The sequence below is a fragment of the Actinomyces gerencseriae DSM 6844 genome (assembly GCF_000429265.1).
Classification (GTDB): Bacteria; Actinomycetota; Actinomycetes; order Actinomycetales; family Actinomycetaceae; genus Actinomyces; species Actinomyces gerencseriae.
In genome coordinates this window covers 78,857-90,952 of record NZ_AUBN01000006.1, presented here as the reverse complement: position 1 = coordinate 90,952, position 12,096 = coordinate 78,857, and the positions used below count along the sequence as shown (strand labels likewise).

Sequence of the window (12,096 nt, the reverse complement as noted above, 5' to 3'; positions counted from 1 at the left end):
GGCGGCTATGCGTTGAAGAGGGTCGTCTCGAAGGAGTATCGAGAGGCGCGGTAGACGTGCGTGCCGTACTCGATGACGGCGCCCAGGGAGTCGTAGGCTGTGCGGGTCACCGTCAGCAGGGCGGCCCGGCGCTTCTCGTCGAGGGCCTTGGCCTCGACGGTCGTCGCGTTTCGCGCGCCGATGGACTGGGCGGCGGTCATCGGCACCACGCCCTGCGCGCGCAGAAGGTTGTAGAGCCCGTCGTGCTCCAGGTCGTCGTGGGACGGGGCGATCGCCGCCGGCAGGAGGTTCTCCATCAGGGCGATCGGCTCGCCGTCGGCGCAGCGCACGCGCCTGATTCTCGTCACGTTCGTGCCCGGCGCGATGTCGAGGTGCTCCGCCTCCTCCTCGTCGGCCGGGTGCGTGGAGTAGTCGGTGATCGTCGTGGACACCGTGTGGCCGCTCTTGGTCAGGTCCGCCAGGAGGCTCGACAGCTCCATCGGCCTGCGCACGTGCGGGGAGGTGACCATGGTCCCGGCTCCGCGGCGCCGTGAGATGAGGCCGCGGTCCACGAGGCGCTGGAGCGCCTGCCGGGTGGTCGGGCGCGACACCTCCAGGCGCCGCGCCATGGAGATCTCGTCCTCGATGCGGGTGCCGGGTGCCAGTGTGCCGTCGAGGATGAGAGCGGCGAGGGCCTCCGCGATCTGGCTGTAGAGCGGGGCCTCGCTCGCGCGATCGATGGCGATGTCGGGCTGGAACGGTGTGGTGGGCATGGGGTTTTCCCTGAAGGCGATGGGTCAGTTCATGATACATTGCGCGGCTCAATCGTCCGGGACGTGACGCTGCGAGCGCGTTCGGCGGTCGGGTCGGATGCTGGCAATCACCTCATATTTGTTCGGACAAATGTCTTGACGGGGGTGCGATGGTTGCGGCAGGCTGTTGGCACCGGCTCAATGCGAGTCCCGTGACGGACCCGCCCCGATGACGTGGAAGGGACCATATATCGTGACCACATCCCTCCTGACCCCGCCGCTCGACGTCCTGACCATCGGACGCTGCGGCGTCGATATCTACCCGCTTCAGATCGGGGTGGGACTGGAGGACGTGGAGTCCTTCGGCAAGTTCCTGGGAGGCAGCCCGACCAATGTCGCCGTCGCCGCCTCCCGCTACCGTCACCGCTCCGCGGTCGTGACCGGTGTCGGCGACGACCCCTTCGGGAGATTCGTCTGCGTCGAGATGCGCCGCCTGGGCGTCTACGACGACTACGTCGTGACCAAGTCGGAGTTCAACACCCCGGTGACCTTCTGCGAGATCTTCCCCCCCGACGACTTCCCCCTGTACTTCTACCGCGAGCCCTCCGCCCCCGACCTGGAGCTGACCGAGGGGGACGTTCCCCTCGACGCCGTGCGCGACGCCAGGATCTTCTGGGTGTCCGCCACGGGCCTGAGCAAGGAGCCCTCCCGCTCCGCCCATCGCGCCGCCCTCGATGCCCGCGGACGCAAGGAGCACACCATTATCGACCTGGACTACCGGGCCGCGTTCTGGCCCGACGAGGCCGCCGCCCACGAGGCCGTCTCCGCCGTTCTGCCCGGGACGACCGTCGCCATCGGCAACCGTGAGGAGTGCCGCATCGCCGTCGGGCAGACCGAGCCCGAGCGCGCGGCCGACGCCCTGCTCGAGGCCGGGGTCGAGCTGGCCATCGTCAAGCAGGGGCCGCTCGGAACCCTCGCCAAGACCCGCGACGAGCGCATCGAGATGCCCGTGACGCCGGCGACCACCAAGAACGGCCTCGGCGCCGGCGACGCCTTCGGGGGCGCGGTCTGCCACGGACTCCTGTCGGGCTGGTCCCTGGAGAAGCTGATCTTCGCGGCCTCGACCGCGGGGGCCATCGTCTGCGAGCGCATCGAGTGCTCCACCGCGATGCCCACCGAGCCCGAGCTGCTCAATGTCATGCGCATCCACCGCGACCGATGCGCCCCGAGCCTCACGGACCTGTGACATGAGCACCACCGCCTCCACCCCCCCTCACCGACAGGATCGTCGACATCCGCGCCCGCGCTCCTGAGAACGTCGCCCGCGTGCTCGCCGAGCGCCCCCGCGGGACCCTCCCCGAGGGCGATGGCGGGCTCATGATCATCGCCTGCGATCACCCCGCCCGTGGCGCGCTCGCGGCGGGCGGGGATCCCATGGCCATGGCCTCGCGCGAGGAGGTGCTCTCCCGCTGCGTGACCGCTCTGGGCCGGCCCGGCGTCAATGGCTTCCTGGGAACGGCGGACATGATCGAGGACCTCGCCCTGCTCGGCGCTCTGGACGGCAAGCTCGTCTACGGATCCATGAATCGCGGTGGCCTGGCTGGCGCGGCCTTCGAGATGGACGACCGCTTCACCGGCTACGACGCCCGCGGGATCGTGAAGTCCGGTCTCGACGGCGGGAAGATGCTGCTGCGCGTCAACTACGAGGATCCCAGGACCGCCGATACCCTCGCCGCCTGCGCCTCCGCCGTCGACGATCTCGCCGAGCGGAGGGTCATGGCCATGGTCGAGCCCTTCATCTCGCGGTGGAGCGATGGCAGGATCGTGAACGACCTCAGCGCGGACGCCGTCATCGCCTCCATGGCCATCGCCTCCGGGCTGGGGCGCACCAGCGCCTACACCTGGCTCAAGCTGCCCGTCGTGGCCGACATGGAGCGCGTCATGGAGGCCTCCACTCTGCCCGCTCTTATCCTGGGAGGCGCGGTGAGCGAGGATCCGGAGGCCGCTCGCTCCTCCTGGGCCAGGGCCCTGGCCCTGCCCACTGTCAGGGGACTGGTCATCGGCCGCTCCCTTCTCTTCCCTCCCGACGACGACGTCGCCGGTGCCGTCGATAACACCGTAGGACTGCTCTCATGACACTCGACCTTCACGTTCCCGCCGGCTCGACCGGCCACGACTCCCTCACCGTCGACATCTCCGCCGCCGACGCCGGCTGGACCTACTCGGGCCTGCGCGTGGCCGTCCTGGAGGCGGGGGAGAGCCTCGCCCTGGACACCGGCGACGACGAGCTCCTCGTCCTGCCGCTGGCGGGCGGCGTCGACGTCGAGACGGGCGGCGAGGTCCACCGGCTCACCGGGCGCTCCGGCGTGTTCGAGGGCATCACCGACTCCCTCTACGTGCCGCGCCGCACCGCCATGACCCTCACCTCGGCGGCGGGCGGGCGCTTCGCCCTGCCCGCGGCGACCGCCGTGCGCGATCTGCCGGTGCGCTACCTGGGGCGCGACCAGGTGCGCACCGACCTTCGCGGGGCGGGGGACTGCTCGCGCCAGGTCAACAACTACGCCCTGAACAACGGGGTCGAGACCTCCCACCTGCTGTGCTGCGAGGTGCTGACCCCGGGCGGCAACTGGTCCTCCTACCCGGCTCACAAGCACGACCGCAGGGGCGCCGACGAGCGCGAGCTCGAGGAGATCTACTACTTCGAGATCGCCTCCTCGCCCGCGGGCGACCCCGGCTTCGGCCTCCATCGCACCTACGCCTCCGATCCCGATCGGCCGATCGACCTGTGCGTGGAGATTCGCGACGGCGACGTCGCGCTCGTGCCCCATGGCTACCACGGCCCCTGCGTGGCCGCCCCCGGATACGACATGTACTACCTCAACGTGATGGCCGGCCCGGACGAGGACCTCGTGTGGCTCGCCCCCGATGATCCCGCCCACCACTGGATCCGCGATACCTGGGAGGGCCAGGACGTCGATCCCCGACTGCCGATGACCCGCTGAATCCTCTGACAGCGGCCGACGTCCGCCGACGATCCGCCGGTCATCCACCGATCCACCGCGCCCCACCGCCAACACCACCAGAGAAGAGCACATACCGTGAGCAATGAAGCCTACGCGGGAACCATCCGCCTGACGGTCGCCCAGGCGACCATCCGCTTCCTGACCAACCAGTACTCCGAGCGCGACGGCGTCGAGCACCGCCTCATCGAGGGCGCCCTGGGCATCTTCGGGCACGGCAACGTCGCCGGCATCGGCCAGGCGCTGCTGCAGAACGAGATCGCCCCCGTGGAGGGCGAGGGCGAGATGCCCTACATCATGCCCCGCAACGAACAGGGAGCGGTTCACGCCGCCTCGGCCTTCGCCAAGGTCCGCAACCGGATGTCGACGTACATGATCACCGCCTCCATCGGCCCCGGCTCGCTCAACATGGTCACCGGCGCGGCCCTGGCCACCACCAACCGCGTTCCCGTGCTGATCCTGCCCTCGGACCAGTTCGCCACCCGCGTCCCCGACCCGGTGCTTCAGCAGCTCGAGGACCCCACCAGTCTCGACGTCACGGTCAACGACTGCTTCCGCCCGGTGTCCCGCTTCTTCGACCGGATCAACCGCCCCGAGCAGCTCATCCCCTCGCTGCTGAACGCCATGCGGGTGCTCACGGATCCCGCCGAGACCGGCGCTGTCGTCCTGGCCATGCCCCAGGACGTCCAGGCGGAGGCCCACGACTGGCCGATCGAGTTGTTCCGCAAGCGCGTGTGGCACGTGCGCCGACCCGCGCCCGAGCCGGCCGCCCTGGAGCGCGCCGTCGCCCTCATCAGATCGGCCAAGCGCCCCATGATCATCTCCGGGGGCGGCACCATCTACTCCGAGGCCTCCGAGCAGCTGCGCGCCTTCGCCGCCGCCACCGGCATCCCGGTGGCGGACACGCAGGCCGGCAAGGGCGCCATCAACTACGATCACCCCTGCGCCATCGGGGGAGTGGGCTCCACCGGCGGCGACTCGGGCAACCACATCGCCGACAGGGCCGACCTGGTGATCGGCATCGGTACCCGGTACTCGGACTTCACCACCGCCTCCAAGACCCAGTTCAAGGATCCGGGGGTGCGCTTCGTCAACATCAATGTCACGCCCTTCGACGCCGCCAAGCAGAGCGCCGAGATGGTCGTGGCCGACGCCCGCGAGGCCCTGAGGGCCCTGACCATGGCGCTGGAGGGCCATCGCGTCAGCGAGGAGTACTCCCGCGAGATCGCCTCCGAGCGCGAGTCCTGGTTCGCCAGGACCGAGCGCTGCTACCACCTGGGCCACGGGCCGCTGCCGGCTCAGACGGAGGTCTTCGGCGCGCTCAACGAGCTCATGGGCGCCGACGACATCGTCATCAACGCCGCGGGCTCCATGCCCGGCGATCTGCAGGCCCTGTGGCGGGCCAGGACGCCGGTCCAGTACCACGTGGAGTACGCCTTCTCCTGCATGGGGTACGAGATCCCGGCCGGTCTGGGGTGCAAGCTCGCCCGCCCCGAGTCCGAGGTCGTCTCCATCGTCGGGGACGGGACCTACCAGATGCTCCCCATGGAGCTGGCCACGGTCGTCCAGGAGAACATCAAGGTCATCTACGTGCTCCTGCAGAACTACGGCTTCTGCTCCATCGGGTCGCTGTCGGAGTCCCGCGGCTCGCAGCGCTTCGGCACCACGTACCGGCAGCGCGGCGGCGGGTCCCACCTGGACGACACCGAGAGGGTCAGGGGCGTGGACATCGCCGCCAACGCCGAGTCCTGGGGGCTGAAGGTGCACCGGGTGGCGACCATCGAGGAGTTCAAGGAGGCCTACGCCCGGGCTCATGCGGGCGAGGAGGCCGCCATGATCCACATCGAGACCGATCTGTACGGTCCCAACCCGCCGGGGTCCTCCTGGTGGGACGTGGCGGTCCCGGGCGTCTCCCGGCTGGAGTCCACGCAGGAGGCCTACGAGCAGTACCTCCGGGATCGTAGGCCGCAACGGCACTACCTGTGAGGCCGTGCGAGGTGGCGCGGCGGGGCCCGCGCGCGGCGGGGCCCCGACGCGCCACCTCGTCCACCGGGCGAGAGCGCCCTGGCGGGCCCGCCCGTGCCCGGGCCCGCCATTGGCCTCTCGCGCGAGTGGGAACGGGATCGGAGATTCAGCAAATTGTCCTTACAAACATCTAGTAACTTGTTGATTTGTTCGTTATCCTGGTCCGTGTCCGGAACGATTCGGACGACACCCCCGTGAGGAGCGACAACGATGTCTCAGACGCCTGGAACGTCCAAAGCCGTCAACACAACCGATCCGAAGTACTCCAAGCTCACCATCGGGGTGTGCCCCGACCAGTGGGGCGTCTGGTTCCCCGAGGACCCCGAGCAGATGGGCCCCCGTCAGGCCTGGGAGGAGATGGCCGAGGCCGGCTTCGAGGTCATCGAGACCGGGCCCTTCGGCTACTTCCCGACCGACCCCGAGGAGCTCCAGAAGTGGTGCGACGAGTTCGGCATGAGGGTGGTGGCCGGCACCGGCTGGGGCGTCCTGCACAAGCAGGAGGCCTGGGGGACCACGCTCAAGACCTTTCGCGCCATCGCCGAGACCCACGCCGCCGTCGGCGCCGAGTACATCGTCCATCTGCCCCCGCTCTACCGCGACGACAAGACCTGGGAGTGGACCGACGACCGCGTCCTGTCCGACGACGCCTGGAAGCTCTACGTCGAGCACGCCAACGCCCTGGGCCAGATGCTCCTGGACGAGTACGGCCTCAAGATGGTCCTGCACCCGCACGGCGACTCCCACATCGAGACGCCCGAGGAGATCGCCCGCATCTTCGACGCCACCGACCCGACCTACGTCAACCTGTGCCTGGACTCCGGGCACGTCGTCTACGGCGGCGGCGACCCGGTCGAGCTGTGCCGGACGTACCCCGAGCGCATCACCTACGTCCACATCAAGGCCTTCGATGAGGGCATCACCCGCGAGGCCCACGAGAAGGACTGGCCCTTCGGCGAGGCCGTCACCAAGGGCGCCTCGGTCTGCCCGCCCGCCGGCCTGCCCGAGATGCACGAGTTCGTCGACGCCCTGGCGGCCCTGGACAAGCCGATCTACGCGATCTGCGAGCAGGACTGCTACCCCTGCGACCCCTCCTTCCCCAAGCAGAACGCCATCAACATGCGCACGTACCTGGCCGAGTGCGGTCTGGGACTGGCCTGACCGCTGACGCCGCTCACCATCGCGATCACTCAAGGAGGAGAGATGCACATGTCTGTTCGCATTGGACTCATCGGCGCCGGCGGCATGGGCCGCGCCCACGTCCAGCGCATCGAGAACGAGCTGGCCGGCGGCAGGATCGTCGCCGTGGCCGACCTCGACCTCGACGGCGCCAGGGCCGTGGCCGAGCCCCTGGGCGCCAAGGCCTACGGCAGCGGGGCCGAGCTCATCGCCGACCCCGACGTCGACGCCGTCCTCATCGCCACCTTCGGCAAGGTCCACGCCCCCGACGTCATCGCCGCCGTCGAGGCCGGCAAGTACGTCCTGTGCGAGAAGCCCCTGGCCACCACCCCCGAGGACTGCATCGCCATCATGGAGGCCGAGCGGAAGGCGGGCAAGAAGCTCGTCACCGTGGGCTTCATGCGCCGCTTCGACGCCGGCTACCAGGAGATGCGCGCCGCGCTGGAGGGCGGTGAGCTGGGCTGCGCCACGCTGGTGCACTGCCGCCACCGCAACCCTTCGGTGCCGGAGGGCTACACCACCCGCAACATGATCGACGACACCGCGATCCACGAGATCGACATCTGTCGCTACCTGCTCGACGACGAGATCGTCTCGGTGCGTGTGGACGCCCCCCGTTCCACCTCCCGGCGTTTCGACCACCTCCGGGACCCGCTCGTCCTGGTGGCCAGGACGGCGTCCGGTGTCCTCATCGACGACGAGATCAACGTCAACATCCAGTTCGGCTACTCCATCGAGTGCGAGCTGGTCATGGAGGCCGGCACCGTCCGCCTGGGCGACCAGAACACGGTGATCACCCGGGACTCGGCGGGCAACCGCAACCGGATCTGCCGCAGCCACATCGACCGCTTCCACGCCGCCTTCAACCAGGAGGTCCAGCAGTGGATCCGCGCCGTCGAGCGCGACGAGCACACCGGCTCCACCGCCTGGGACGGCTACGCCGCCACCTGCGTGGTCGACGCCGGCCTGGAGTCCCTGAGCAACGACGGCCGCCAGGTCGATGTCACGATGATCGCCAGGCCCGTCCTCTACGCCTGAGGGGCGACGCCCGTATCAACCGCCCTCGCGCCGGGCGAGCAGCCGGTGCGAGGGCGCCGGGTCCGGCCGGGCCCGCAGCGGGAGGTGAGCCCCCGATCTGCTCGCGGACGAAACCCCGCCGACGAGGACGTCGGCGTCCTGAGAGGAGACCCCATGGTCGATATCGCCCTCGACCCCAATATGTACTACATGACCATGTCGACAGCGGACACCCTGCGCAAGGCGGCCGAACTCGGCTTCCGGTACGTGGAGTTGTCGCCCAACAACGAGTTCCACCTGTGGCACCACTACCCCAAGGCGGACCGCGCCTTCATCGAGGACCTCAGGAAGGCGGAGAAGGACAGCGGGGTCGAGGTGCGCACCCTCAACCCGGTGTTCAACTGGTCCTCCCCGGACGAGGCCGAGCGGATGGCCCAGGTGCGCAACTGGCGGCGCCTGCTCGAGCTGGCCGATGCCCTCGACGTGCGCGACATCGTCTCGGAGTTCTCCGGCGACCGCAATCGCGCCAGCCGCTCCGAGCAGCAGTGGTACCGGTCGATCGAGGAGCTGACTCCGCACTTCGAGAGGTACGGCATCCGCCTGGCCATGGAGGCCCACCCCTACGATTTCGTCGAGCTGCACGACCGCGCCCTGGAGCTCGTGCGCTCCGTGGACGAGGACTGGTTGGGATACGAGTACTGCTGCCCGCACACCTTCCACCTGTCCGACGGCGCGGGCGACGCCGGGCGCATGATCCGCAGCGCCGCGGCGACCGGCAAGCTGCGGGAGGTGCACGTCTCCGACGGCTTCAACCACCGGATCAACGACGGCAACCGGTACATCATCAACCCGCCCGGCGCCGACGTCACCGTCCACCAGCACAACGCCATCGGGCAGGGCGAGGTCCCCTGGGACGAGGTCTTCTCGACTCTGCGGGAGGTCCGCTTCGACGGTGTGCTGTCCGTGTGCATCTTCGGCTGGCACGAGTACGCCGATGACTACAACAAGGCCGCGCTGGCGAGGCTCACCGCCGAGCTCGGCGGCTGAACACGATATGCTCCGCCACTGCTGGCGGGCGTCCTGAGGAGAAGCATCCATGTCTGCAACCCCCGTCGCGACCGATGACATGAGTCGCGACAAGATCCAGGAGCTGGTCGATGAGACCCCTCCGTCGGGCAGGAAGCGCTCGCTGGGGCTCATCGCCCTGGTGGCGACGCTCGGCTCCCTGCTCTTCGGCTACGACACCGGCGTCATCTCCGGCGCCCTCCCCTACATGTACCTGCCCACCAACGCCGGAGGCCTGGCGCTCAAGACCTGGGAGGAGGGCCTGGTCGGCACCTTCCTGTGCGTCGGGGCGGCACTGGGCGCCTCCGTGGGCGGCAAGCTCTCCGACAAGTACGGGCGCCGCCACAACATCACCCTGCTGGCGATCGTCTTCTTCTTCGGCGCGCTCGGGTGCACCGTCTCGCCGAACATCTGGATCCTCTACATCTGCCGGGTCATCCTCGGATTCGCCGTCGGCGGCGCCTCCGCCACCGTCCCGGTGTTCCTGGGCGAGACCGCGCCCAAGCGCATCCGCGGCACACTGGTCGCGGTCGACCAGATGATGATCGTCTTCGGGCAGTTCCTCGCCTACGCCATGAACGCCGCTCTCACCCAGTACCACGGCGGTCCCCAGGTCACCGTGACCCAGGACATTGTGAACTCCGAGGGCGAGACCCTGGCCCGGGCCGGCCAGACCGTCGCCTGGGAGACGATCAAGAACATCCAGGACGTCATGACCATGACCTCCGACGGCAACGGCATGACCTGGCGCTACATGCTGGTTCTGGCCTCGCTGCCCGCCATCGCCCTGTGGATCGGCATCCGGCTCATGCCCGAGTCCTCCCGCTGGTACGTGGCCAATCTGAGGATCCCCGAGGCCATCGGCTCCCTCAAGCGCGTGCGCGACGAGTCCAGGGACGGCCCCATCGCCGATGAGATCGACGAGATGCTGGAGATCCAGCGCAAGGAGGCGGGCCAGGAGAAGTGGGGGCTCGCTCAGATCTGGAGCACCGGATGGACTCGCCGCCTGCTCATCATCGGAATCATCCTGGGCCTCGCGGATCAGCTCACCGGCATCAACACCGCCATGTACTACACGCCCAAGGTGCTGTCCGCCGCGGGTCTGCCGATGAGCGATGCGATCTCGCTCAATGTCGTCTCCGGAGGGGTCTCCTTCATCGGCTCGGCCGTGGGCCTGTGGCTGGTGACCCGCTTCGCCCGCCGTCACGTGGGCATCTACCAGGAGACCAGCATCGTGGTCTCGCTGGGCCTGCTGGCCGCGGTGTTCTTCTTCCTCATCCAGCCGTACCAGGATGCCGACGGCAACATCAGCGGAGCGCCGGCCTTCGCGCCGTTCCTCGTCCTCATCATCGTGAGCCTGTTCGTATTCGCCAAGCAGTCGGGCACGGTCACCTGGGTCCTGGTCGCCGAGATCTTCCCCTCCAAGGTCCGCGGCACGGCCATGGGGCTGGCCGTGGGCGCCCTGTGGATCGCCAACGCCATCGTCGCGGCGGTCTTCCCCGTCATGATGGAGAAGCTCGGAGGCGCACTGACCTACCTCATCTTCTGCCTGATCAATGTGGGCTCGCTCATCTTCTACATGAGATTCGTCCCCGAGACGAAGTACCACTCCCTGGAGGAGCTCGAGGAGCGCTTCGAGAAGGAGTACGGCTGACTCGATCCCCGTGATCCCGTGGCGGCCTCACGGGAGTCCCGTCGGAAACGCGTCGGGATCCCGTGACGGTCGCGGTCCGGCCGGAGAGGAGACGGCCGCGGGTGATTATTTGTCAGGACAAAATGAGTTCTCTGTGCTAGTCTTCACTCATGGGCGGCCGATCGCCGCCGGGAACCCCGTCAGAGAGTGGCAGCGACATGAACAGCAGTGAACAAGTCGGACCGACGATCCCCGAGACCATGCGCGCCGCCGTGCTGCGCGATCACGACAAGGGTCTGCAGGTGGAGACCATCCGCACGCCCCGTCCCGAGGCCGGCGAGGTGCTCATCAAGGTCGCCGCCTGCGGCCTGTGCCACTCCGACCTCCATGTCATCGGCGGCGCCATCGCCTTCCCCCTGCCCGCCGTGCTGGGGCACGAGGTCACCGGCACCATCGTCGAGCTGGGCCCCGGCAACGAGCACACCGGCCTGGAGGTCGGGCAGAACGTCGCCGGCGGATTCCTCATGCCCTGCGGCCGGTGCGACGCCTGCGCCGCGGGCCGCGACGAGCTGTGCGGCCCCTTCTTCGACCTCAACCGCCTTAAGGGTCTTCTCTACGACGGCACCACCCGCCTGGCCTCCCTCGACGGCGAGCCCATCCACATGTACTCCATGGGCGGCCTGGCCGAGTACGCCGTCATCCCCTCCACCTCCGTGGCGCCCGCGCCCGCGACCATCGACCTCGTGCCCGCGGCCATCCTGGGCTGCGCGGCCATGACCGCCTACGGCGCCGTGCGTCGCGGCGCCGACCTGCGCTTCGGTGAGACCGTCGCCGTCGTCGCCACCGGTGGCGTGGGCACCAACATCGTCCAGGTCGCCCGTGCCTTCGGCGCCGGCCAGGTCATCGCCATCGACGTCTCGGACGACAAGCTCGCCCCCATGCCCGGCTACGGCGCCACCGCCGTCGTCAACTCCGCGACCCATGACGCCCGCGAGGAGGTCCTGGCCCTGACCGGCGGCAAGGGCGTCGATGTCGCATTCGAGGCCCTGGGCGTTCCGGCCACCTGGACCACCGCCCTGGACGTGCTGGCCGACGGCGGACGCATGGTGCCGATCGGCCTGGGCGCCGGCGTCCAGACCGCCGAGGTGGAGATCAACCGCACGGTGCGCCGCTCGCAGTCGATCCTCGGCTCCTACGGCGCGCGAACCCGTCAGGACCTGCCGGCCGTCGTCGACCTGGCCGCGCGGGGCGTCATCAACTACAAGGACGTCGTCTCCCGCCGCTTCCCCCTCGCCGAGGCCGGCGCCGGCTACGAGGCGCTGCGCGGTCGTCGGATCCGGGGCCGGGCCGTGGTCGATATGAGTCTGTGAGACCTCGGTGGGCTCCGCCTCGTGACGTCTTGTTGTCGCCGGGGCGGCCGGGCGCGGCT

Annotated in this window: 10 protein-coding genes; 9 read left to right on the top strand and 1 reads right to left on the bottom strand. The window is 69.1% G+C overall.

Translation table 11 applies throughout. The annotated features are described in order from the left end of the window. Window positions 1–5 precede the first annotated feature (5 nt). The gene (locus G448_RS0101995) at window positions 6–752 is read right to left on the bottom strand and encodes a GntR family transcriptional regulator (RefSeq protein ID WP_026406615.1); all 747 of its coding nucleotides are present in this window, start codon (window positions 750–752) and stop codon (window positions 6–8) included. A gap of 208 nt (window positions 753–960) precedes the next feature. On the opposite strand from G448_RS0101995, the gene iolC reads away from it, so the two are divergent. From iolC to G448_RS0101950, 9 genes are all read left to right on the top strand, one after another. Continuing rightward, window positions 961–1,977 carry a 5-dehydro-2-deoxygluconokinase gene (iolC, locus tag G448_RS0101990; RefSeq protein WP_051268531.1) on the top strand — a complete coding sequence of 339 codons (1,017 nt, stop codon included), beginning with the start codon at window positions 961–963 and terminating at the stop codon, window positions 1,975–1,977. A 38-nt stretch (window positions 1,978–2,015) separates the two neighbouring features. After that, complete coding sequence (locus G448_RS0101985) at window positions 2,016–2,867, top strand: Cgl0159 family (beta/alpha)8-fold protein (RefSeq protein WP_026406613.1); 852 nt, start codon at window positions 2,016–2,018, stop codon at window positions 2,865–2,867. Continuing rightward, complete coding sequence (gene iolB, locus G448_RS0101980; RefSeq protein WP_026406612.1) at window positions 2,864–3,733, top strand: 5-deoxy-glucuronate isomerase; 870 nt, start codon at window positions 2,864–2,866, stop codon at window positions 3,731–3,733. Before G448_RS0101985 ends, iolB begins: the two co-directional genes overlap by 4 nt. A 96-nt stretch (window positions 3,734–3,829) precedes the next feature. Continuing rightward, window positions 3,830–5,737, top strand: a complete 1,908-nt coding sequence (iolD, locus tag G448_RS0101975; RefSeq protein ID WP_026406611.1) for a 3D-(3,5/4)-trihydroxycyclohexane-1,2-dione acylhydrolase (decyclizing) — start codon at window positions 3,830–3,832, stop codon at window positions 5,735–5,737. A 249-nt stretch (window positions 5,738–5,986) separates the two neighbouring features. Then, window positions 5,987–6,934, top strand: a complete 948-nt coding sequence (locus tag G448_RS0101970; RefSeq protein ID WP_026406610.1) for a sugar phosphate isomerase/epimerase family protein — start codon at window positions 5,987–5,989, stop codon at window positions 6,932–6,934. A gap of 48 nt (window positions 6,935–6,982) precedes the next feature. Next, entirely contained in the window at window positions 6,983–7,990 is a 1,008-nt protein-coding gene (locus G448_RS0101965) for a Gfo/Idh/MocA family protein (RefSeq protein WP_026406609.1), read from the top strand. A gap of 153 nt (window positions 7,991–8,143) precedes the next feature. Further along, complete coding sequence (locus G448_RS0101960; protein WP_026406608.1) at window positions 8,144–9,016, top strand: sugar phosphate isomerase/epimerase family protein; 873 nt, start codon at window positions 8,144–8,146, stop codon at window positions 9,014–9,016. 49 nt (window positions 9,017–9,065) lie between these two features. Next, complete coding sequence (locus tag G448_RS0101955; RefSeq protein ID WP_026406607.1) at window positions 9,066–10,688, top strand: MFS transporter; 1,623 nt, start codon at window positions 9,066–9,068, stop codon at window positions 10,686–10,688. 197 nt (window positions 10,689–10,885) lie between these two features. Beyond that, entirely contained in the window at window positions 10,886–12,037 is a 1,152-nt protein-coding gene (locus G448_RS0101950) for a zinc-binding dehydrogenase (RefSeq protein ID WP_026406606.1), read from the top strand. The last annotated feature ends 59 nt before the right edge of the window (window positions 12,038–12,096 follow it).

Bases quoted from the DNA above. Each gene is read 5' to 3' on its own strand.
- G448_RS0101950 (WP_026406606.1), top strand. From the start codon at position 10,886: ATGAACAGCAGTGAACAAGTCGGACCGACGATCCCCGAGACCATGCGC.
- G448_RS0101995 (WP_026406615.1), bottom strand. From the start codon at position 752: ATGCCCACCACACCGTTCCAGCCCGACATCGCCATCGATCGCGCGAGC.
- G448_RS0101955 (WP_026406607.1), top strand. From the start codon at position 9,066: ATGTCTGCAACCCCCGTCGCGACCGATGACATGAGTCGCGACAAGATC.
- iolB (WP_026406612.1), top strand. From the start codon at position 2,864: ATGACACTCGACCTTCACGTTCCCGCCGGCTCGACCGGCCACGACTCC.
- G448_RS0101960 (WP_026406608.1), top strand. From the start codon at position 8,144: ATGGTCGATATCGCCCTCGACCCCAATATGTACTACATGACCATGTCG.
- G448_RS0101965 (WP_026406609.1), top strand. From the start codon at position 6,983: ATGTCTGTTCGCATTGGACTCATCGGCGCCGGCGGCATGGGCCGCGCC.
- iolC (WP_051268531.1), top strand. From the start codon at position 961: ATGACGTGGAAGGGACCATATATCGTGACCACATCCCTCCTGACCCCG.
- G448_RS0101970 (WP_026406610.1), top strand. From the start codon at position 5,987: ATGTCTCAGACGCCTGGAACGTCCAAAGCCGTCAACACAACCGATCCG.